The sequence below is a fragment of the Shewanella sedimentimangrovi genome (genome assembly GCF_017354965.1).
GTDB lineage: Bacteria > Pseudomonadota > Gammaproteobacteria > Enterobacterales > Shewanellaceae > Shewanella > Shewanella cyperi.
Genome location: NZ_CP071502.1, coordinates 1,999,500 through 2,020,324 on the forward strand (window position 1 = coordinate 1,999,500; position 20,825 = coordinate 2,020,324).

At 54.0% G+C, this 20,825-nt stretch carries 17 protein-coding genes and 7 tRNA genes; 3 read left to right on the forward strand and 21 right to left on the reverse strand.

What is annotated here, in order from left to right:
* Window positions 1-28: 28 nt before the first annotated feature.
* The 15 genes from JYB85_RS08605 to JYB85_RS08675 all read right to left on the reverse strand — a co-directional run bounded on the left by JYB85_RS08605 (window position 29) and on the right by JYB85_RS08675 (window position 13,662).
* On the reverse strand, window positions 29-1,945 hold the full coding sequence (locus tag JYB85_RS08605; RefSeq protein WP_207381854.1) for a DUF262 domain-containing protein: 1,917 nt from the start codon (window positions 1,943-1,945) through the stop codon (window positions 29-31).
* A 1,792-nt stretch (window positions 1,946-3,737) separates the two neighbouring features.
* Window positions 3,738-4,148, reverse strand: coding sequence for a lactoylglutathione lyase (gene gloA, locus JYB85_RS08610; protein WP_207322952.1), 411 nt, complete (start codon window positions 4,146-4,148; stop codon window positions 3,738-3,740).
* Window positions 4,149-4,193: 45 nt separating this feature from the next.
* Complete coding sequence (locus JYB85_RS08615) at window positions 4,194-4,460, reverse strand: hypothetical protein (RefSeq protein ID WP_207381855.1); 267 nt, start codon at window positions 4,458-4,460, stop codon at window positions 4,194-4,196.
* A 62-nt stretch (window positions 4,461-4,522) separates the two neighbouring features.
* Window positions 4,523-5,164 carry an endonuclease III gene (gene nth, locus JYB85_RS08620; RefSeq protein WP_207322953.1) on the reverse strand — a complete coding sequence of 214 codons (642 nt, stop codon included), beginning with the start codon at window positions 5,162-5,164 and terminating at the stop codon, window positions 4,523-4,525.
* A 16-nt stretch (window positions 5,165-5,180) separates the two neighbouring features.
* Window positions 5,181-5,879, reverse strand: coding sequence for an electron transport complex subunit E (locus tag JYB85_RS08625; protein WP_207322954.1), 699 nt, complete (start codon window positions 5,877-5,879; stop codon window positions 5,181-5,183).
* On the reverse strand, window positions 5,872-6,516 hold the full coding sequence (rsxG, locus tag JYB85_RS08630; protein WP_207381856.1) for an electron transport complex subunit RsxG: 645 nt from the start codon (window positions 6,514-6,516) through the stop codon (window positions 5,872-5,874). Before rsxG ends, JYB85_RS08625 begins: the two co-directional genes overlap by 8 nt.
* 11 nt (window positions 6,517-6,527) lie before the next feature.
* On the reverse strand, window positions 6,528-7,571 hold the full coding sequence (gene rsxD, locus JYB85_RS08635; RefSeq protein ID WP_207381857.1) for an electron transport complex subunit RsxD: 1,044 nt from the start codon (window positions 7,569-7,571) through the stop codon (window positions 6,528-6,530).
* A 3-nt stretch (window positions 7,572-7,574) separates the two neighbouring features.
* On the reverse strand, window positions 7,575-9,992 hold the full coding sequence (rsxC, locus tag JYB85_RS08640) for an electron transport complex subunit RsxC (protein ID WP_207381858.1): 2,418 nt from the start codon (window positions 9,990-9,992) through the stop codon (window positions 7,575-7,577).
* Window positions 9,986-10,555, reverse strand: coding sequence for an electron transport complex subunit RsxB (gene rsxB / locus JYB85_RS08645; protein ID WP_207322958.1), 570 nt, complete (start codon window positions 10,553-10,555; stop codon window positions 9,986-9,988). The genes rsxC and rsxB overlap by 7 nt, the downstream gene beginning before the upstream one ends.
* A 1-nt stretch (window position 10,556) precedes the next feature.
* Window positions 10,557-11,135: an electron transport complex subunit RsxA gene (gene rsxA / locus JYB85_RS08650; RefSeq protein WP_207381859.1), complete on the reverse strand. Its 579-nt coding sequence runs from the start codon at window positions 11,133-11,135 to the stop codon at window positions 10,557-10,559.
* 102 nt (window positions 11,136-11,237) lie between these two features.
* Complete coding sequence (locus tag JYB85_RS08655; RefSeq protein ID WP_207381860.1) at window positions 11,238-13,139, reverse strand: EAL domain-containing protein; 1,902 nt, start codon at window positions 13,137-13,139, stop codon at window positions 11,238-11,240.
* Window positions 13,140-13,264: 125 nt separating this feature from the next.
* Window positions 13,265-13,340 (reverse strand) — tRNA-Asn (locus JYB85_RS08660).
* A gap of 22 nt (window positions 13,341-13,362) precedes the next feature.
* Window positions 13,363-13,438: transfer RNA gene (locus JYB85_RS08665), tRNA-Asn, on the reverse strand.
* Window positions 13,439-13,459: 21 nt separating this feature from the next.
* Window positions 13,460-13,535: transfer RNA gene (locus tag JYB85_RS08670), tRNA-Asn, on the reverse strand.
* Window positions 13,536-13,586: 51 nt separating this feature from the next.
* A tRNA-Asn gene (locus tag JYB85_RS08675) sits at window positions 13,587-13,662 on the reverse strand.
* Window positions 13,663-14,368: 706 nt separating this feature from the next.
* Between JYB85_RS08675 and uvrB the strand changes: the two genes are divergently transcribed.
* A complete protein-coding gene (uvrB, locus tag JYB85_RS08680; RefSeq protein WP_228730238.1) occupies window positions 14,369-16,375 on the forward strand; it encodes an excinuclease ABC subunit UvrB in 2,007 nt (668 codons plus the stop codon).
* A gap of 51 nt (window positions 16,376-16,426) precedes the next feature.
* Here the strand turns inward: uvrB and rrtA are convergent, their stop codons facing one another.
* On the reverse strand, window positions 16,427-17,038 hold the full coding sequence (gene rrtA / locus JYB85_RS08685) for a rhombosortase (RefSeq protein ID WP_207381862.1): 612 nt from the start codon (window positions 17,036-17,038) through the stop codon (window positions 16,427-16,429).
* The gene (gene queC / locus JYB85_RS08690; protein WP_207322963.1) at window positions 17,026-17,730 is read right to left on the reverse strand and encodes a 7-cyano-7-deazaguanine synthase QueC; all 705 of its coding nucleotides are present in this window, start codon (window positions 17,728-17,730) and stop codon (window positions 17,026-17,028) included. Before queC ends, rrtA begins: the two co-directional genes overlap by 13 nt.
* 136 nt (window positions 17,731-17,866) lie before the next feature.
* On the opposite strand from queC, the gene queE reads away from it, so the two are divergent.
* Window positions 17,867-18,535: a 7-carboxy-7-deazaguanine synthase QueE gene (gene queE / locus JYB85_RS08695; RefSeq protein WP_207381863.1), complete on the forward strand. Its 669-nt coding sequence runs from the start codon at window positions 17,867-17,869 to the stop codon at window positions 18,533-18,535.
* A 41-nt stretch (window positions 18,536-18,576) separates the two neighbouring features.
* Here queE and JYB85_RS08700 read toward each other — a convergent pair whose 3' ends face one another.
* The 4 genes from JYB85_RS08700 to JYB85_RS08715 all read right to left on the reverse strand — a co-directional run bounded on the left by JYB85_RS08700 (window position 18,577) and on the right by JYB85_RS08715 (window position 20,153).
* Complete coding sequence (locus JYB85_RS08700; RefSeq protein ID WP_207381864.1) at window positions 18,577-19,638, reverse strand: PLP-dependent cysteine synthase family protein; 1,062 nt, start codon at window positions 19,636-19,638, stop codon at window positions 18,577-18,579.
* 198 nt (window positions 19,639-19,836) lie between these two features.
* Window positions 19,837-19,921 (reverse strand) — tRNA-Tyr (locus tag JYB85_RS08705).
* Between the two features lie 26 nt (window positions 19,922-19,947).
* Window positions 19,948-20,032: transfer RNA gene (locus JYB85_RS08710), tRNA-Tyr, on the reverse strand.
* A 36-nt stretch (window positions 20,033-20,068) separates the two neighbouring features.
* Window positions 20,069-20,153, reverse strand: a tRNA-Tyr gene (locus JYB85_RS08715).
* A gap of 125 nt (window positions 20,154-20,278) precedes the next feature.
* Between JYB85_RS08715 and JYB85_RS08720 the strand changes: the two genes are divergently transcribed.
* Entirely contained in the window at window positions 20,279-20,764 is a 486-nt protein-coding gene (locus JYB85_RS08720; RefSeq protein WP_207381865.1) for a VC2046/SO_2500 family protein, read from the forward strand.
* Window positions 20,765-20,825 lie beyond the last annotated feature (61 nt).

Below are 20,825 nucleotides of genomic sequence, written 5' to 3' on the forward strand. Positions count from 1 at the left end.
CTGGAATAATAGTCCGAGAAGCACCTTGTTATGCATTTGTTAGATCTACCCTATCTATGTGCAATAATCGTTTTTTAAAATTAGAATCACCCAAATGTATATTCCAGCGATGCTCCATGAATCTAAGAAGCTCTAAACCTCGTTCTAATATTTGATTCGGAGTCCAGTCTTGATTTTGAGCAACCTCATTCTCGGAAACCGAGCCATTGTAATAACCAACACCTGTTCCGTTATTGACTTTTTGAGGAAAGCTATCATTTTGCAATGCCGAGTTTTTGGAGCGAGAAAGAGGTAAAAGATTGCCTAATGAGTGGGTTAAATAGCGCCGTTCCTGCTCATTCAGATGACCGAAACGCTCAGTCCAATAGGCATCGTCAGGAGTTTGTGGAAAGATATGTTCCAAAGTCACATGATCTTTTTTACTGGTTTTCAGTACATTCCAAGTGAGTTTACTGGCTGCCTGTTTACCTTTCTCCTTGAGCCAGTACTCATGTTCATATAGAAAATAGCGAATACCATCCCAGTGGTAAAAGCCGTCCCTGTCCAACTCGTACTTCTCTTCAATGTGAGCTAGAAATTTCTCAGGATCATAGTAGCGATCAATCCAAGCATTTATGGACTCAACTACCTCTTTAATCGATCTAACCCCAGTCAATAGATCACGAGACATACTGAAGAACTCTGTATCACCGGTATTCGCACGGCGCTGGCTTAGATTGAACAATGTGAAGTTATAGCGTTCAGCCGCTGCCAGCAGCTTACTAGTCATTTCGGGATCTTGCTTGGAGACAAATGCCGACAAGATCAGAGGCTTAAAAGACCTAAAGCTCAAACGCTCCAAACGGTCCAGCCACAGTTTCTGAGAATCGTTCAGCTGATTGCCTTGCGTATAATATGGATCATGCATAAAGAACCAGTAGACAACAGACTGCTGAAGACTTTTCACATAGTCAGAGATCTCTTCAATCTTAAGTTCATCTTCAACTTTTGGGGGGTGAGTAATATTTCGGGCATTAAATTTCTCATCCAGCAGAAAATTGATGTAATCATCTCCCTTCTGGCGAGTATATTTGAAAAACATCGTCCAATGGTTACGCAAAAAGAGGTTGTCACTCAGGGGAACATCAGGATTTTTACCTAGGTACTCATACATGGTTTTCCATGCATCATTAATATTGGCCCTTAGTTGTTCTCGACCCTCATTGTCTTTAAATAAGGTCGAAAGATAGATCAATCTATTCTTAAGTAACTCCAAACTGGTCAGCGGCTTACCCCGATTATTCATAGTCTCGAAGGTAACAAAAACATCAATCTCTTCGTCAATTTCGTACAGATTGAATTTCAGTTTCTGCGTTAGTTTCTTATAAATTACGGCTATCTCATCAATTGACATTCCAGCTAACCGCTCCATAAAGTAGCTTTTAGCAAAGCTGAGATTGCGTGTATAGAGCGTTTCAACAAACTGATTTGAGCTGGAATACTCACCAAAGATCTTGGTTTTCATGTATTCATCGCTGGGATTATCTTTCTCATACCCAAAGATGAAGCTCTGCTGCAATTTATTGTCCGCTTCAAAAAATATGAACTGCTTACGAATAGAAGCTATCGATTGATAGTTCAGTTCTGCGCCGCTATCGACTGATTCAAGGATTGCTTGCAAAAGGATCATTGAAGTGGTTAACCGCTGTTGACCATCCACTACATAAAATGGGCGAAAACCTACACCTTCGATTAGCCATAGGTCTTTTTCCCAGCGCTGATACAAACTGGACTTTACCGGTTCAAGTGTGATTACACCAGTATAGTGAATTCGATCAGATTCAAGCTGAAGAATATCTTCCCAAAAGTCTTCAACTTGGTGCTCCTTCCAGGCATATCCGCGTTGATAGTCAGGAATACGCAATAACCGCCGTTCGAAAACATCGCTAAGGCTATTCAATTTCATAATCAAACTTCCATTTAGAATGCATAACAATTGTATAGTGTGCCGGATCGCATATCTCCGCGGGGCAGGCCGGAGGCCTTTCGGCTTCAACTAACGGAATGAAGCAGTTCATTCCATTACCTTACAGGTACGTTTTTGCCCTCAGCGTGCCGGCACGCTTTGCTCATTTAAACGGTCTGTTATCTGAATTTGATGGTTGTTTAAGACTTTGATTTCTTACAACAACAGCCACGTTAACTCTATGAAACAGTGCCATGGAATGCAGAAATCCGTGCTTGTGTTTTTGCCATTGGCAATAACTCTGTGAATCTTTGCGATGCAGTGGAAAACTGATTGGCATTCAAACGGAAAAGGCGTTGGCAAAGGGCATGGCTACCGCACGGGCTGAAGTGGTGTGCTTCGTCCCTGAACGTTGTTTTATCTCCTTGAATCAGCATCTTGGCAGAGGTTGCTGTCAGTGGGCAAGTGAAAATTTGAAGTGCTTTTGAGTTTCAGCCAGAGGCCACACATTTGCCGGAGTGGAACACCTTTGAACAAGCACTGCCGCACCAGTGACCATCCGAGCCATGGATGGCGAGGGGAGGCTCCAGGGAAGGATCTACGCCGTGTCACGGGTGTGGCAGTGCGAAAGCGCACCGCAGGTGATGTAGTACACCTGACGGTGGAAGTGTCTGAGGCGATTGAAAGATGCTGCTTTTCAAGCAGCTTAAAGTCGTGGGTCTCCAACCCACACCCGGCCAAAAGGGGCTCAACAGCAATAACAACAACCCTGTTTAACGGCCAGCTCGCCAATCCCTGGCTCGCGCTCAGGAGCTTGTCACTGCGTGACCTTCGCCCTCTTGGATCTCCGTGCCGCACCCAGCCGGAGCCGAAAACTCCTCGGCCTTCTGAGCTTGGTCATGCTACGGCTTCGGTATCCAAATCCATCCGTGGACAACAGCCAGCTCGGCATCCATGCCTCGCGCTCATGAGCACGCTTGCCGTGGGCAAGCATTCGCCCTCGCGACGCCATTTTCAGCAACGTCCTCGGCAGCGTCGGAACGGGGAGGGTGTAGTATTCTGGCTTCAGAGTTGCTCTTAAACGAATTGAATGATTCTGTCAGTGGCGGAGTGGAACACCCATTATTAGCACTGCCGCACCAGTGACCATCGGCGACATGGACGTCGCCGGTGAGCCTACAGGGAAGTATTTACGGCGTGTCACGGGTGTGGCAGTGCGAAAGTGCACCGCAGGTGATTGGTTGCATCAAGAGGTTGATGCTAATGCCAGCATTAAAGATAGCCGCTGTGCCAGCGGCACAAGGTCGTGGGTCTCCAACCCACACCCGGGCAAGGGGCGTTGCTTGTCCGCGAACAACTTCCCTGTTTAACTGCCAGCTCACCATCCATGGTTCGCGCTCATGGCGCTCTTACGAGCTTCGCCCTTGCAACCCCAAGGACACCCCACCGACGCTGACAGCTCCTTGGCCTTATGCTGAAAATTGGCTAGCGCGCCAGACGCTCGGATTTACATCCGTGTAAATCCATCCCAGCTCGGCGTCAGTGCCTCGCGCTCGTGATCTTGTCACTGTGTGACACTCGCCCCTGATTCGACTGGCGCTGCTTCGGCATCCAAATCCATCCGTGGACAACAGCCAGCTCGGCATCCATGCCTCGCGCTCATGAGCACGCTTGCCGTGGGCAAGCATTCGCCCTCGCGACGCCATTTTCAGCAACGTCCTCGGCAGCGTCGGAACGGGGAGGATGCAATATTCCGACTTTGGGGGACATCTGATGAAGACGTGAACGGAGTTTAACCGAGGCCTTTCATAGCAGATTTGAGCTGGATCAGCTCAATCTTGTACCCGTCTGGGTCTTCGACAAAGGCAATTTCCGTGGTGCCGCCGGCCACGGGACCGGGGGCGCGGGTGATCTTGCCGCCGGCGGCGGCGATGGCGTCGCAGCGGGCGTAGATGTCTTCCGTGCCTATGGCGATGTGGCCAAAGCCGGTGCCGAGATCGTAGCTGTCCACGTCCCAGTTGTAGGTCAGTTCGATGACAGCGTTACCCTGGGCTTCTTCACCGTAGCCGACAAAGGCGAGGCTGTATTTGTATTGGGGGTTTTCCGAGGTGCGCAGCAGTTTCATACCCAGTACCTGGGTGTAGAAGGCAATGGAGCGTTCCAGGTTTCCGACACGGATCATGGTATGCAGCAGTTGAGACATGGAATAGTTTCCTTTGAATTCTTCAGGTTGGCCAGTATAGCAGAGTCAAAATGCCTCTGTGGCGAGTGAAAGGAGACGCCGTTCGCTGAAAGGGGTGTTTTTAATCGGCGCAGCGTCACAGTTTTTGACACTGCCACTGGCGGCTAATGTCCACAAGGCCAATAATGGCATCAGTTCCCTGAAGGAGACGGCCATGAATATTGAACTCAGAATGACTATTGGCAGCCTTGCCGTACTTGCGCTGTTTTTCGCGGCTTTCGCCTCAGCCTTTGCCTGAGTTGTCTGACTAACAAACAGGAAAAAGCCGCTCATTGAGCGGCTTCTTTTTTTGCGCATTCTTTGACAAAGAAAACGACAAAGAAAAAGGCGAGGCATTATTCCTCAGGGTAAACCTTGTCCTTGAATTCACACAGATCTTCTATGATGCAACTGCCGCAGCGAGGCTTGCGCGCCAGGCAGGTGTAGCGGCCGTGCAGAATAAACCAGTGATGCACATCCACCTTGAATTCCGCCGGTACCACCTTCAGCATTCGCTGTTCCACTTCCACCACGTTTTTGCCGGGGGCAAATTTGGTGCGGTTGGCCATGCGAAAGATATGGGTGTCGACGGCAATAGTCGGCCAACCAAAGGCGGTGTTGAGCACCACGTTGGCGGTTTTGCGGCCCACACCGGGCAGGGCTTCCAGCGCTTCCCTGTCTTCGGGAACTTCGCCGCCATGTTTATCCAGCAGAATTTGCGACAGGGCCACCACGTTGATGGCCTTGTTGTTAAACAGGCCTATGGTCTTGATGTATTCCTTGAGTCCCTCAACACCGAGCGCCACCATGGCCGCCGGGGTATTGGCTACGGGAAAGAGTTTGTCGGTGGCCTTGTTGACGCTGACGTCCGTGGCCTGGGCCGACAGGGTTACCGCCACCAGTAACTCATAGGGGCTGGAAAAGTTGAGCTCGGTTTCCGGCTTGGGATTGTTGGCCCGCAGACGGGTCAGAATTTCAATTCGCTTTTGCTGGTTCATCTGTTTGCCGTTCTATTTAGCTGACCTTGGTGATCCTGGCCCGGGTAATGGTGGCGGCTTCGGCTGGCTTGGGGCGACGGGCCTGCAAGCGGGCATCAATCAGATTCTTGGCGGCGATCAGCAGCCCCATGGCGATAAAGGCGCCCGGTGGCAACATGGCCAGCAGAAAACTGTTATCCGTTTGCCACAGCTCGATACGCAATGACAGGGCCCAGTCGCCGAGCAACTGATCGGCGCCGGCAAACAGTGTGCCCTGGCCGAGGATCTCCCGACTGGCGCCAAGCACCACCAAAACGGCGGTAAAGCCCAGTCCCATCATCAAACCGTCAAAGGCGGCGTGGAGTACCGAATTGCGCGAGGCAAAGGCTTCGGCGCGGCCTATGATGACGCAGTTGGTGACAATCAGCGGCAGGAATATCCCCAAAGACAGGTACAGGCCGTAGGCATAGGCATTGACCAGCAGCTGCACCGAGGTCACCAGGGCGGCAATGATCATCACGAACACCGGAATGCGGATTTCTTTGGGCACATAGTCACGCACCAGAGACACCAACACGTTTGAACCCACCAACACGGCCAGGGTGGCCAGTCCCAGTCCCAGGGCGTTGGTCAGTGTGGCGGTCACCGCCAGCAAGGGGCACAGGCCCAGCAGCTGCACCAGACCGGGGTTGTTTTTCCACAACCCCTGCCAGGCGATATCGCGCAGATTACTCATGACCTTTCTCCTCGTCACAGTGCAGTGCCTGGCGGAACAGGGACTCTCTGTTGGTCTCAAGCCAGGCCAGGGTAGTGCGTGCGGCCTTCAGATAGGCCCTGGGGGTGATGGTGGCGCCGGTGAACTGATCAAATTCACCGCCGTCCTTTTTCACCTGCCAGTTTTCATCTTCTTCCTGACTGTAGGGCTTGCCGGTAAAGGCCAGCACCCAGGGAGATTTGGCCAGTTCAATTTTGTCACCCAATCCGGGGGTTTCCTGATGGCTCAGGGTACGGATCCCCAGCACCTTGCCCTGCATGTCCACGCCGATAATCAGGCGTATCGCGCCGTTATAGCCGTCGGGAGCCTGGGTTTCTATTGCCAGGGCGACGGGCTTGCCATCGCGAGTGGCCAGGTAGGCGGGCAGGGCATCGTCGGTGCCAAACACGACTGGGTCGTGCACCAGGGTGCAATGCTCACTGAGTTCATTGTCATGGATCTCGTCCGGCACTATCTGGTGCAGGATCTTCTGGAGTTGCAGTTGTTCCTGGGCCTTGATCCTGTCTTTGGTCTGGCTGTTGACCACTGCCACCAGTGCGGTACAGATCAGCGCAAACAAGGCCAGCAGCAGGCCATTTTTCAACATGGTGCGGCTCATGGTTTAGTTCCTCAAATCCCGGCCCTGTGACCATAGGTCCTGGGTCTGACGTAGTAATCGATGAAAGGTGCGCACAGGTTGGCCAGCAGTACGGCGAAGGCGACACCGTCGGGATAACCGCCGAAGGTGCGAATAAGGTAAACCAGAACACCTATCAGGGCGCCGAAGATAAGCCTGCCCCTGGGGCTGGTCGCGGCGGTGACGGGATCGGTAGCGATGAAAAACGCCGCCAGCATGGTGGCGCCGCTGAAAAGATGCAGTGCCGGGCTGGCATGGGTGTCGGGAGACACGGCAAAACCAAACAGGGAGCAGATAAACAGAGCGCCGAGCAGACCACCGCTGATGTGCCAGCGTATGGTTTTCAGGTACAAGAGTACCAGGCCACCGGCGAGATAGGCCAGGTTAACCCAGAACCAGCCTTCACCCGTGCTGCCGCTGAATACCGGCTTGGCCAGGCTCTCGGTGGTGGTAAAGCCCATGGACAGGTCGGTTTTGAGGGTGTCCAGCGGTGTCGCCATGGTGACGCCGTCTATGCCAAGCCTGAAGACCTCGGCACCCTGGCTGCTGAAAATGGTCACCAGCGCCGTCCAGGGATCGGCCGATTGCGCCGCTATGGTCGCCGGTGCTGCCCAGGTGGTCATCAGCACGGGAAAGGACACCAGCAACAGCACGTAGGCAGCCATGGCAGGATTGAACAGGTTATGGCCAAGACCACCATAGAGTTGTTTGACTATTACTATGGCAAACACTGTGCCTATGACTACCACAAACCAGGGGGCCAAAGGTGGCAGCGCCAGTCCCAGCAGCAAGGCGGTAAGCATGGCGCTTTGATCGCTAAGGGCCGCCTTGACGCTGCGCCCGCGCAGTTTCATGACCGCCGCTTCGCAGGCGAGGGCCACGACAATCGCCAGGATCACCTGGATAAGGGTTCCCCAGCCGAAGTAAACGCATTGGGCCACCAGGCCGGGCAGGGCACAGAGCAGCACCCTTTGCATCACGGTGGAAGTTTGCAGCATCTTGCCTATGTGGGGCGAGGACGCAAGTTTAAACGCCATCAATTAATCCTCTTGCTGTCTGGCGGCCTTGTTGGCCTTGGCTTTCGCGACCGCTGCAGCAATCCGTTGTTTCTTTTGCTCTTCAGCTGACAATGCCTGGCCGGCCTGTGGCTGCGCTATAGCTGACTGAACCTCTTGAACCTCTTGAACGGCTTTCGGCTCGCCGGCGCTTTCCGGGCTTTCGGAAGATGCTGCCGCCTTTTTGGCTTTTGCCTTGGCGATTGCTGCGGCGACGCGGGCCGCTTTGGCGTCTGCAGCCGACACGGGTGTATCGGCTTTGAGTTCAGCACTTGCCTCTTGACTTGGCTCATGGCTTGCCTCTTTATTTGGCTCAGAGCTTATCTGGGCATCTACCTGAGCCGCTTGCGGCTTTTCACCGGCATCGGCGGCGGCCTTTTTGGCCTTGGCTTTTGCTATTGCTGCAGCGACCCGGGCGGCTTTGGCATCCGCACCCTGGTTGTCGGCTTCGGCTTCGGCCTGCGCAGGAGCCTGTTCCTGAACGGCATCCGATTCGGATGCTCCGGCCGCCAGGGCGGCTTTTTTGGCCTTGGCGCGGGCAATGGCCGCGGCAACCTTGGACTTGGTGTCGTCAACCGTCTCTGACGGCGCAGCGGCGTCGTTCTGTTCCGGGGGTTCGTTGCCCTGTTCTGCCTGAGCGGCTTTCTTGGCCTTGGCACGGGCAATGGCCGCGGCAACCTTGGCCTTGGTGTCGTCAACCACCGCTGACTGCGCAGGGGCTTCGTTATGTTCCGGGTTTTCGTTGCCCTGTTCTGCCTGGGCGGCTTTCTTGGCCTTGGCGCGGGCTATGGCCTCCGCAACCTTGGCCTTGGGATCTGCCACTGTGTTGGTGTCGGTTGCAGCCTTGGGCTGGCCTTCGGTCGCCTGGGCAGCCTTTTTGGCCTGGATCCGCGCCAGGGCTTCGGCCACGGCGTCTTTTTCCTGGCCCGTCATGGCGGCCTGACGTTTTTCCGCTGCTTCGCGTGCCTTGACTTCGCGGGCCTGTTTTTCTTCCTCAAGTCGCTGCAATCTGGCTTCGAACCTGACCTTGGCCCGCTCTGCCTGACGTTTTTCTTCCGCATCCTGGCGCAGGGCGGCCTTGGCTACCCGGTAATATTCCACCAACGGGATATCGCTGGGGCAGACATAGCTGCAACAGCCGCACTCTATGCAGTCACGCAGGTTGAAACTTTCGGCCTTGTCATATTCGCCGGCCTTGGCGTGCCAGAACAGCTGTTGCGGCAGCAGCAGTGCCGGGCAGGCCTGGGCGCATTCGCCGCAGCGGATACAGGCTTTTTCGTCCAAATCCGGCCCCAACTCGTCGGCTGTGGGCACCAGGATACAGTTGCTGCCCTTGAGCAGCGGCACATCCAATTGCGGCAGGGTGTAGCCCATCATGGGGCCGCCCTGGATAACGCTTTGTACCTGAGTGGCCTTGAATTGGCACTGGTGTAACAGATCGCTTATTTGGATGCCGATGGGTGCCCAGTAGTTACCCGGGCGGCCAACCCCCAGTCCGGTGACGGTCACGACGCGCTCAATCAGGGGCTTGCCCTGAATAACGGCCTCGGCCACCGCATAGGCGGTGCCGACGTTGTGCACCACTATACCCAGTTGGGCCGGGATCCCGCCCGAGGGCACTTCCTGACCGGTGAGGATCTGAATCAGTTGCTTTTCACCACCTGATGGATACTTGGTGGGGATAACAGTCACCCTGGCGCATCCCGGACTGAGCTTGCTGCGCTTGAGCGCCTGCTCCATGGCCTCGGCTGCCTCGGGCTTGTTATCTTCAATGGCAATAACAATGCGCTCAGGCTGCAGCAAGCGCTCCATGATGCGGATACCGTCGAAGATGCCATCGGCATATTCGCGCATTAACCTGTCGTCGGCGGTGATATAGGGCTCGCATTCAACACCGTTGATGATCAGCAGCTGAATTTCGCTGACGGGGTTGAGTTTGATATGACTGGGAAAGGCTGCGCCACCCATGCCGGCGATACCGGCGTCGCGGATCTTGCCGAGCAGGGTCTTGGTGTCGGCCGCTTCAGGATCGGCAGACTGCAATTCAACCCATTCGTCGGCACCGTCAGAGGTCAGCTCCAGTGTCAGCACCGGCAGGGCCGATGCATGGTTGCTGGGCCGCTGGCCTATGGCCGTCACCGTACCGGAAACGGGCGCGTGCACCGGCAGATAGTGGATACCAGAGCCTGTGGTCAGGCATTGCCCTTTGCGGACCCTGTCGCCAACCGACACCAGCAGGGTGGCATTATCGCCCACCTGGGGCAGTGCCAGCAGCAGAGGTTGTACGGCGCTGACTTTGGCAATGGGGTTGCCGTTGGAGAGGGTCTTGAGTTCCGGAGGATGAATGCCCCCGGCTGAGCGCCACAGTACACCTTTATCCAGTTGCTCAATCAGACTCAGCACGCTTTTTCCTCTTCAACCAGGGTGACAGGGATGGCATTGAGGCGCCAATCCCAGTTTTTGATGCTGGGGGCGACGGGGATCATATCGATGCAATCCACGGGGCAGGGCTCAACGCACAGATCGCAACCCGTGCAGTCGGCCGCGATAACTGTGTGCATCAATTTGCCGGCACCCACTATGGCGTCAACGGGACAGGCCTGGATGCACTTGGTGCAGCCGATGCATTCTTCCTCGCGGATAAAGGCGACTTTCTTGACCTGATTGTCTATGGCGGCGTCCAAAGGCTCGGGCTCGACACCCATCAACTCGGCCAATTTTTCCATGGTGGCGGTGCCGCCGGGGGGACACTTGTTTATCTTGTCGCCATTGGCTATGGCTTCCGCATAGGGACGGCAACCGGGATAACCGCACTGACCGCATTGGGTTTGCGGTAACAGGGCTTCTACCTGGTCGACTATGGGGTTACCTTCCACCTTGAAGCGCACCGCGGCATAGCCGAGGATAAGACCAAACACCAATGCCAGCAGGCTAAGAAGAACAACGGCAATAACAATCGCTGACATATTACTTAACCAGTCCGGTGAAACCCATGAAGGCCAGGGACATCAATCCGGCAGTGATCATGGCGATGGCACCACCGCGAAAGGGCTGTGGCACATCGGCAGCCGCAAGACGTTCGCGCATGGCAGAAAACAGAATCAACACCAGGGAAAAGCCCAGGGCGGCGCCGAATCCGTAAATGGCGGATTCGATGAAGTTATGTTTTTCGTTGATATTGAGCAGGGCCACACCAAGTACGGCGCAATTGGTGGTGATAAGTGGCAGGTAGATGCCCAATGCCCGGTGCAGACTGTCACTGGTTTTTTGTACCAGCATCTCGGTAAATTGCACTACTACGGCGATCACCAGAATAAAGCTCATGGTGCGCAGATAGCCCAGCTCAAAGGGGAGCAGCAGGTATTGATTGACCAGATAGCTGAGTATGGACGCCAGCGTCAGCACAAAGGTGGTCGCCATGGACATGCCAATGGCGGACTCGAGCTTGGACGATACCCCCATAAAGGGGCACAGGCCGAGAAATTTTACCAGGACGAAGTTATTGACCAGCACTGTGCCAATCAACAACAGGAGATATTCACTCATCTCTAGGTGCGGACAGTCAAAAGGTGACCGGTATTATCGGCTTTTTGAGTATCATTAACAACATATAGAAAGCAGGGTTTCCCTCTTCGGGCTAAATTGCCATCAGTTGAGTTCTTCACTGCCCAAGGCTTGGGGTTGGGCTATGTAGTAGCCCTGCAAGCCATCGATGAGCAAACTTTCCAGGGCGAGTTTTTCCACCTGTTGTTCAACACCGGTGGCGACCACCCTGATCCCCAGGCGTCTGGCGACATCCACCATCATACGCACCAGGAACTTGTTGTTGGCATCCTGATCGATAGCCTCGCTGTAACTGCCATCAAGCTTGATGTAGTCGGGTCTGACTTCGCGGAAGAATTTGAAAGAGGTAAAGCCCATGCCGAAGCGCTCTATGGATACCCGGGTGCCGACGCTGTGCATTTCCCGTACAAATTTATGGGAGGCTTGAATGTTGGCCTGCATCCCGGCCTCGTTGAGTTCCAGCACCAGACGGGCAGACAATTGCCTGTCCCGCTGCAATTTGTCCTTGAGCCAGCTGACAAAACTTTCCTGCAACACCGATGAGGTGCTGATATTGATGCCATAGTTGCCGCGCAGGTTGGGGTTTTCCTGCAACTGTTTGATGACGGTATTGACCACCAGCTTGTCGAGTTCCATTGCCATACCGTGGCGCTCGGCCATGGCAATGACAGTGGAGGTGGGCATGAATTTGCCTTCACTGTTAAAGAATCGGGCGAACAGTTCCCGGTAGACTTCAACCTCTGAACGACAGGGCAGGATCGGCTGCTGCATGAAACGCACAGCCCGGCGGTTAATAATATCGTCGATGGCGGTTCGCCATCTGTTATCACCCAACTCCACTTCTTCGCTGAGCTTCTCAAGCAACTGCACGCTGTTTGGCCCCAGGGTCTGGGCTATGCTGACCGCGGCATCGGCCAATGCCATTAACTGTATGGGATCGCCACCCGCCTGGAAGGGCACCATACCCGTGTAGGCAATGGAGTCTACTTTGATATGTTGCAGATATTCATCGAGCAGGGCTTTGAATGGTTCGTAGAACTTGTCTGCTTCGCGTACCACCAGACCGGGTAAAAATATCGCAAAATCAGCGCTGCTGATGCGATAGAATTCGGCATCGGGCAACTTGGTTGCGGCTTTTCGTACGCAGGCGGCAATTTTGGCCAAATATTCATCGCCGGCACTGCGACCGAGCAGCTGATTGATATTGGCCAGTTCTGTGGCCTGCACCATGGCCAGCATACCAAAGAGCGTCTTGTCGGATTTACTGATTTCATCCAGCTTGCGGGTGAAGCTGTGACGGGTGTTGAAGCCGGTAACCGCATCCTGAAAGGCCACTTTGGAGAGCTTTTCATTTTCCAGTGTCAGGGCATCAACTTTGCGTTTCAGTACAGTGCGTCCATCTTCCAGGGCGTCACCAAGGGGCCTGAGTTCACCATTAAGCCGGGATGTGGCCAGGGCACTGAAGTTAAACTGCATCAGATTGCGCACATAGTCGGCGGCGTAATTAATGCGGCTTTTCAAACGCCACATGGCTATGGCAAACGCAATGGCGGTAACCAGATACAGGGCCAGCATCAGCATTGCCGTTTGCATAAATTGTTGTGATTCGGCGACGACTTGAGCTGCGGTGTCGAGTTTGACCTGCAATCGGCCGTTGGTGAGTTCGCGGTTATCGCTCAATTCAAGTTTGAACAGGTGCTGGCTGTCGATGGCCTCGGCTTGCAGCTGACCACGGGTGAAATTTTTGCTGCCATCAACCGCGTCGGTATATTGATAAAAGTGCAGGGGAAATTTTGTGTTGATGGCACTGTGCAGGCTCTTGCCATCATCGGACCAAGTCTGCCACTGGGACATGGCCTGCTTATATTGGCTCAGTTGCCTTTGTCCTTGTTCCTGCAACGCAGCATTGCTTTGGAAGTAGCGGGCACCCAGGCCAGCGAACAAGAGTAGTAGAAGAAAGGCTTGAAAGGATTTGGATACACCCATAACTTGTTCCGTCGCTTAGCGTTTTAGTTATTCTAGCCGTCAACTGAAATAAATCCGATAGATTGTAACGGCAATATGCTAAAAACAAAATCTAAATCAATAGGATTTAACGCGGAAAGAGCAGGTGGCTCCCCTGACTGGACTTGAACCAGTGACATACGGATTAACAGTCCGCCGTTCTACCGACTGAACTACAGGGGAACAATATAGACGCTTGCTGAAGTGGCTCCCCTGACTGGACTTGAACCAGTGACATACGGATTAACAGTCCGCCGTTCTACCGACTGAACTACAGGGGAACAATGTAACGCTTACTGAAGTGGCTCCCCTGACTGGACTTGAACCAGTGACATACGGATTAACAGTCCGCCGTTCTACCGACTGAACTACAGGGGAACAATTCTGTTTACTTCAGAGTTTGGTTTGACCCAAACCGTCTCAATGAGTTGGCTCCCCTGACTGGACTTGAACCAGTGACATACGGATTAACAGTCCGCCGTTCTACCGACTGAACTACAGGGGAATCGTTGTTTCAACCACTCGCTGAGAACGGTGCGCATAGTAAAACGCGCCGTCGGATGAGTCAACTCGCGTATTCAAAAAAAGTGTAATTGTCCTGTTAAGTGCTCATCTAATGTTCACCATGGCGGCAAATCAGCCATAACGGTGGAGATTTGAGCGGGAAAACACTGAATTAATTACGATTTAAACTTTGCGCTTGCCTGTGTTGATGCTGTTCCCGGTAGCAGTTGCAGCGAATACGAGGTCAGCAGTGACAAATGTAGGAAAATTTCAGCAGCAATAAAGCAAGCGGTTTCAGTGACCGGATACAGCAAACCCAGACGCCACAAGGGCTTTGGCTAGTTTTCCACAAAAACTGTGGATAACCCTGTGGGTTAGGCACGATAATCGGCGCCAAACCCTTGTGCATACTGGAGCGGACTTAAATTTTTAAAAATTGCCTGCAAAATAAAAATATCAATTAAATCAATGTCAAGTGAAATTGTTGTGACAGCGGTGAATTCAGCTTTTGCTGTTGCAGAATTGTAACCCGTATGAAACCACATCTTGTGTATGAATTTGTGCGTCGGGGTGGGATTTCACTTGCGTTTTCGCCCAAAGCCAGGTTTGAACCGGCATGACAGAGAATTTCAATCGGATATCAGACTTTCAGCATCTCCTTGCACTGGGATAGAATGTGCTGCTGGGTAGATAAAGGAAGAAAAACTGTGTCCGAGACCGTATTTGAGTTAAACAGCCAGTATCAGCCTGCGGGCGATCAGCCCACCGCCATTGCTAAACTGGTGGATGGCCTTGAGGCCGGGCTCGCCAGCCAAACCTTGCTGGGTGTGACAGGTTCCGGCAAGACCTTTACTGTGGCCAATGTGATAGCAACCCTGGGGCGCCCTACTATTATCATGGCGCCCAACAAGACCCTGGCGGCCCAGCTTTACGGCGAAATGAAGGAGTTTTTCCCCAATAATGCCGTCGAATACTTCGTGTCCTATTACGACTATTATCAACCCGAAGCCTATGTACCTGCGTCCAATACCTTTATCGAGAAGGATGCCTCGGTCAATGCCCATATAGAACAGATGCGCCTCTCGGCGACCAAGGCACTGCTGGAGCGCAAGGATGTGGTGCTGGTTGCCTCGGTGTCGGCCATTTACGGTTTGGGCGATCCCGACTCCTATATGAAAATGCTGCTGCATTTGCGCCAGGGCGACCATATGGGGCAGCGCGACATTTTACGCCGCCTGAGTGAACTGCAGTACAAGCGCAACGACATGGAATTGCAGCGCGGTACCTTCAGGGTGCGTGGTGAAGTGATCGACATCTTCCCGGCGGACTCGGAGCGCGATGCCATCCGGGTCGAACTGTTTGACGATGAAATTGAGCGGCTGAGTGAATTTGATCCGCTCACGGGACAGATCCTCAAACGCATTGCCCGCACCACAGTGTACCCCAAGACCCACTATGTGACCCCGAGGGAGAAAATCCTCGATGCCATTGAGCTTATCAAGCAGGAATTGCGCGATCGGAAGCAACAGTTGCTCGATGCCAACAAACTGATTGAGGCCCAGCGAATTGGCGAGCGGGTGCAGTACGATCTGGAGATGATGACCGAGCTTGGCTACTGCTCAGGCATTGAAAACTATTCCCGCTACCTGTCGGGTCGCAATGAAGGGGAAGGTCCGCCAACCCTGCTGGACTACCTGCCGGCGGATGGCTTGCTGATCATAGATGAATCCCATGTCACAGTGCCCCAGATAGGTGCCATGTACAAGGGCGATCGCTCCCGTAAAACCACCCTGGTGGAATACGGCTTTCGCCTGCCGTCGGCCCTGGATAACCGACCGCTGAAATTCGAGGAATTTGAGGCCCTGATGCCGCAAACCATTTTTGTGTCCGCAACCCCGGGCCATTACGAGCTGGACAAAAGTGACGGTGAAATTGCCGAGCAGGTCGTCAGACCGACGGGCCTGCTGGATCCCGAACTGGAAGTCAGGCCGGTGGCCATACAGGTGGACGATCTCCTCTCAGAAGCCCGCAAGCGCATCGCGGTCAACGAGCGGGTGCTGGTAACCACCTTGACCAAGCGCATGGCCGAAGATCTGACCGAATATCTGGACGAACACGGTATCAAGGTGCGTTATCTGCACTCGGATATAGAAACGGTAGAGCGGGTCGAGATCATTCGCGATCTGCGTCTGGGTGTCTTTGATGTCTTGGTGGGGATCAACCTGCTGAGGGAAGGGCTGGATATGCCCGAGGTATCACTGGTGTGTATTCTGGATGCGGACAAGGAAGGCTTTTTGCGCTCCGAGCGCTCGCTTATTCAGACCATAGGCCGCGCCGCCCGTAACGTGAACGGCAAGGTGATCCTCTATGCCGACAGGGTGACGGATTCCATGGCCAGAGCCATGGGCGAAACCGAACGCCGCCGTGAGAAGCAGCGCTTGTTTAACCTGGAACACGGCATAATCCCCAAAGGGGTGGTCAAGAAGATCACCGATGTGATGGACATTGGTGAACGTGAGGCGCCGACCCGGGAGTATTCCAAGGTTGCTGAGCCAAAAGGTAAGTATCAGGGGCTCGATCCCCATGTACTGGCACAGCAAATTGATGAGCTGGAAAAGCGCATGCTGCAGCATGCCCGAGATCTGGAATTTGAACAGGCCGCGGCACTGCGGGACGAAGCACACAGGCTGAGGGAAACCTTGCTCAAGATATAAACCAAAAACGCGCTCCGGCGCGTTTTTTATTGGCTTGGACTGTTCCTGAGATCATTGGCCGGTGTCGATGTGCTCTCTGTTTGGCCTGAACTGTGTTGCTGCCACAAGCCACAGGAGCCCCAAAGTTATGCCGGATACCAGACCCACCAAATGGGATTCGGTGGCCACCCTGGCACCGATAAGCTCGGTCACACCGTCGCTGGCGCCCATGGTGTTTTCCCAGCTGACCTTGAGTATAACGCCGAGCAGCAACAGGTACCCCGATCTATAGCCCCGGCGTATATCCAGCAGGGCGCCAAAGGCGAATAACCCATGCAGGATCCCGCTCAGTCCCACGTAGCCCCACAATTGCGGATAGCCAAGATACAGGCCCAGGCCTTCGAGGGCACACAGGGCCAACAGCAGCGCCAGTAAGGGCCAGATGCGGTAATGAAAATGATGCAAACTGTAGATAACCCACAGACCGGCCAGATTCATCAGCAGGTGCCAATGATTGGTGTGCAGCAGATTACCGCTGATCAGGCGCCAGTATTCGCCCTGGTCTATGGCGTCGCGGCGAAAAGCCAACACATCGTCCAGGGACAAAATGAAGAGGCCAATGCTCAGCAGGGAAACTATCAGCGGCGCCAACCAGGCCTTGTTCGGACTGCTCAGCGCGGACATTTGCTGTCCAGAGCTTCAGTTACCGCGTCTTTATGATTGAGGTAGTCTTCCAGACCGCGGCTGCGCAGATGGCAGGCCGGGCAGTCGCCACAGCCATCCCCCTGAATGCCGTTATAGCAGGTGAGGGTGTGATGGCGCACCAGTTCCAGCTGGCCGTAACGGTCCGCCAGGGCCCAGGTCTCGGCTTTGTTGAGCCACATCAGCGGCGTGCGGATCTCCAAAGGTCTGTCCATCCCCAACACCAACGCCTTGGCCATGGCCTGGATAAATTCGTTGCGACAATCCGGATAGCCGGAAAAGTCGGTTTCGCATACGCCGGTGATTACGGTATCGGCGCCGAGTTGATAAGCGTATATCCCCGCCAAAGTCAGAAACAGTATGTTGCGGCCGGGTACAAAGGTGTTTGGCAGGCCATTGTCCATCAACTCATGGGATACCGGAATGGCATCACGGGTGAGGGCGGAAATTGCCAGCTCGCCCAGCAGCGACACGTCCATTATCTTGTGACTGGCCACTCCCAGGCGGCTGGTGAGGGCCTTGGCGACTTCTATTTCCGCCACATGGCGTTGACCATAGTCGAAGGTAATGGCATGCACTTCATCAAATTGTGCCAGGGCCTGAATAAGACAGGTGGTGGAATCCTGGCCACCACTGAAAACAACAACGGCTTTAGACTTAACTGCTTTTGACATAAGACGAACTTCAAACAAAATATCAGGAGCTCAGTTTACCCGAGGAGGGTCACGCTGCAAAGCCGCAGCCGGTGAGCCGGCTTGCAAGCCGGCGAAAAATCCACTATAAAAGCCGCCCCAACCAAAGAGGCCTGTCATGACATATCCGGTTAACGAAGTTTTTGAGACCATCCAGGGTGAAGGGTGCCATACAGGTATGCCGGCTATCTTTGTGCGCCTGCAGGGCTGTCCAGTGGGCTGCAGTTGGTGTGACACCAAGCAGACCTGGGAACTGTTGGAGCAGAATCGGGTGTCGCCCGCCGATGTGATCCGGGTCGATGGCACTGTTGGCCGCTGGGCCATGCACGATGCCGGCAGCTTGGTCTCGGCCTTCAAAGCCAAGGGCTTCAGCGCCCGTTTGGTGGTGATCACCGGCGGTGAACCTTGCCTGTACGATCTCACCGCCTTAACTACAGGGCTGGAGCAGGCCGGTTACCAATGTCAGATAGAGACCAGTGGCACCTTTGAAGTGAAGTGTTCCGAAGCCACCTGGGTGACAGTCTCCCCCAAGGTCAATATGAAAGGGGGCTATCCCGTGCTGAGGCAGGCTCTGGCGCGAGCCAATGAAATCAAGCACCCCATAGCCACGGAGAAGCATATCGAGGAGCTTGACGAATTGCTCTTTGGTCTGGACACCAGTGGCAAGACCATCTGTCTCCAGCCCATCAGTCAGAAGCCGAGGGCCACGGAACTGGCAATGAAAACCTGTATTGCCCGTAATTGGCGCCTGTCTATCCAAACGCACAAATACCTTAATATCGATTGATTGTAATCAATAACGGCGACCCTCGGGTCGCCGTTATTGTCTCAGGCCAATAAGCCGCTTCGGTTGAATTCCTCAAGTGCCGCCTGGGCCCCACTGATATCGCCTATCTGCTCTGCAACCCAGTCCGGATGGTAATAGGTATCCAGATAGCGCTCGCCGGGATCGCAGATGAGGGTCACTATTGAGCCGGTTTCACCGGCCTGTTTCATCCGGCTTGCCAGTCTCAGGGCGCCATAGAGGTTGGTACCCGTAGAGGGGCCGGTTTTACGGCCAATCAGACGCTCCAGCCACAGCATGGTGGCGATGGAGTTGGCATCCGACACCTTGAGCATTTCATCAACAACTCCGGGAATAAAGGACGGCTCCACCCTGGGCCTGCCTATACCTTCGATTCTGCTGCCCTGTGACAGGCACAGACCGGCATCGCGGCTGTGGAAATAGTCATAGAACACCGAGATTTCCGGGTCCACCACACACAGGCGGGTAGCCAGTTGCTGGTAGCGAATGTAGCGGCCTATGGTGGCCGAGGTACCACCTGTGCCCGGGCTCATCACTATCCAACGCGGCACAGGATTAGGCTCAAGCGCCATCTGGCTGAAGATGGAATTGGCAATGTTGTTATTGCCGCGCCAGTCAGTGGCCCGCTCGGCAAAGGTGAACTGATCCATGTAATGGCCCTTGAGTTCCCGGGCCAGACGTTCGGATTCGGCATAGATCTCCGAGGTCTTATCGACAAAATGGCATTGGCCACCGTAGAAACCTATCTGCTCTACCTTTCGTTTGGCGGTACTTCTGGGCACCACGGCAATAAAGGGCAGGCCCAGCAGGCGCGCAAAATAGGCTTCGGACACCGCCGTACTGCCGGAGGAGGACTCAATGATAGGGGTGCCCTCATTAATCCAGCCGTTACACAGGGCATAAAGGAACAGCGAACGGGCCAATCTGTGCTTGAGGCTGCCCGTGGGGTGGGTGCTCTCGTCCTTCAGGTAGATGTCGATACCTGCCAGCATGGGTAACTCAAGCTTGATCAGGTGCGTGTCGGCACTGCGTTGGAAATCAGCATCAATTTTGGCAATGGCCTGGTTTACCCAGTGCTTGTTCATAGCGGTTCCGAAAATGTTATAACCATATCGGCTAAATCATAATGAAATCGCATATAAAAGCCAGCAACACCATTGTGGCGGCGGATCAAACGCTGGAAAGTGTGGCTAACAGCGGCTTTAAATTAGAGGTCAACAAAAGGTTTTGGCCCAAAACGGCTGCCGGGGAGATCACAGGGGAAATAAACAAGAGAGAGAAAATGGTGGAGGGAGAAGGATTCGAACCTTCGAAGGCGGAGCCGTCAGATTTACAGTCTGATCCCTTTGGCCACTCGGGAACCCCTCCACAGGGGCGAATTGCGAACAGTGAAATGGTGGAGGGAGAAGGATTCGAACCTTCGAAGGCGGAGCCGTCAGATTTACAGTCTGATCCCTTTGGCCACTCGGGAACCCCTCCAATGTGTCACTGGACGCTTTTCAAATTGTAGGCAAATGGTGGAGGGAGAAGGATTCGAACCTTCGAAGGCGGAGCCGTCAGATTTACAGTCTGATCCCTTTGGCCACTCGGGAACCCCTCCTCAATTGCGGCGGCAATAGTAAGCAGATTCGTTTTATATGTAAAGGCTAAATTCTTAAAAAAACCTAAAGTAACTGGCCAAGTGGTCGATTAAGTTACAAGGATATGTTTTATTGACGTTTTTATATGCAAATTGCTTCACCTTTAATCAATGAACTGCAGTGTGGCGAGCGCCTCAACCATGCAATAGAGCATGGTCGTCGCGGAGAGTTCGCCCTGCTGTTGGCCATGCTATCCCAGGATGCCCGGGACATGGTCCAGTTCACTTTGGGTGAAGAAGGCACTGTGGATGCCAAACTGCGACGCCAATTTGAATTGCCGCCGGCCCAAACCCTGGTCGCGGATGTGGCCGACGACTCCTTGATCAATAACGGCGGTGAATTTCATGAATTGGGCTTGCGTGGTTTTGCGCTGCAACAGGCGCTGAAGCCAGAGGCTTTGGTCACCCGGGGACCGATTCCTGTCACCATGCTGGATGCCTTGAACAATACCGACCCTTTGTGCAAGTCCCGTTATCTTGAGCCACAGCATCCCGCGCTGCCCGAGATTCCCCATTTCAACGATCGCCTCAGTGGTCAGCGGGCACTGGCGCAGCGGATGGCACAAGCTTGAACCGCGCCACAGTCCCGTATTGCCATAACCTTTAAAATGCGGCCATTGTGATTATCGAACA

What these genes read in the sequence shown, in the direction of transcription:
- JYB85_RS08605 (WP_207381854.1), bottom strand. Translation starts at nt 1,945, where the DNA reads ATGAAATTGAATAGCCTTAGCGATGTTTTCGAACGGCGGTTATTGCGT.
- gloA (WP_207322952.1), bottom strand. Translation starts at nt 4,148, where the DNA reads ATGTCTCAACTGCTGCATACCATGATCCGTGTCGGAAACCTGGAACGC.
- JYB85_RS08615 (WP_207381855.1), bottom strand. Translation starts at nt 4,460, where the DNA reads ATGAGCGGCTTTTTCCTGTTTGTTAGTCAGACAACTCAGGCAAAGGCT.
- nth (WP_207322953.1), bottom strand. Translation starts at nt 5,164, where the DNA reads ATGAACCAGCAAAAGCGAATTGAAATTCTGACCCGTCTGCGGGCCAAC.
- JYB85_RS08625 (WP_207322954.1), bottom strand. Translation starts at nt 5,879, where the DNA reads ATGAGTAATCTGCGCGATATCGCCTGGCAGGGGTTGTGGAAAAACAAC.
- rsxG (WP_207381856.1), bottom strand. Translation starts at nt 6,516, where the DNA reads ATGAGCCGCACCATGTTGAAAAATGGCCTGCTGCTGGCCTTGTTTGCG.
- rsxD (WP_207381857.1), bottom strand. Translation starts at nt 7,571, where the DNA reads ATGGCGTTTAAACTTGCGTCCTCGCCCCACATAGGCAAGATGCTGCAA.
- rsxB (WP_207322958.1), bottom strand. Translation starts at nt 10,555, where the DNA reads ATGTCAGCGATTGTTATTGCCGTTGTTCTTCTTAGCCTGCTGGCATTG.
- rsxA (WP_207381859.1), bottom strand. Translation starts at nt 11,135, where the DNA reads ATGAGTGAATATCTCCTGTTGTTGATTGGCACAGTGCTGGTCAATAAC.
- JYB85_RS08655 (WP_207381860.1), bottom strand. Translation starts at nt 13,139, where the DNA reads ATGGGTGTATCCAAATCCTTTCAAGCCTTTCTTCTACTACTCTTGTTC.
- rrtA (WP_207381862.1), bottom strand. Translation starts at nt 17,038, where the DNA reads ATGTCCGCGCTGAGCAGTCCGAACAAGGCCTGGTTGGCGCCGCTGATA.
- queC (WP_207322963.1), bottom strand. Translation starts at nt 17,730, where the DNA reads ATGTCAAAAGCAGTTAAGTCTAAAGCCGTTGTTGTTTTCAGTGGTGGC.
- queE (WP_207381863.1), top strand. Translation starts at nt 17,867, where the DNA reads ATGACATATCCGGTTAACGAAGTTTTTGAGACCATCCAGGGTGAAGGG.
- JYB85_RS08700 (WP_207381864.1), bottom strand. Translation starts at nt 19,638, where the DNA reads ATGAACAAGCACTGGGTAAACCAGGCCATTGCCAAAATTGATGCTGAT.
- JYB85_RS08720 (WP_207381865.1), top strand. Translation starts at nt 20,279, where the DNA reads ATGCAAATTGCTTCACCTTTAATCAATGAACTGCAGTGTGGCGAGCGC.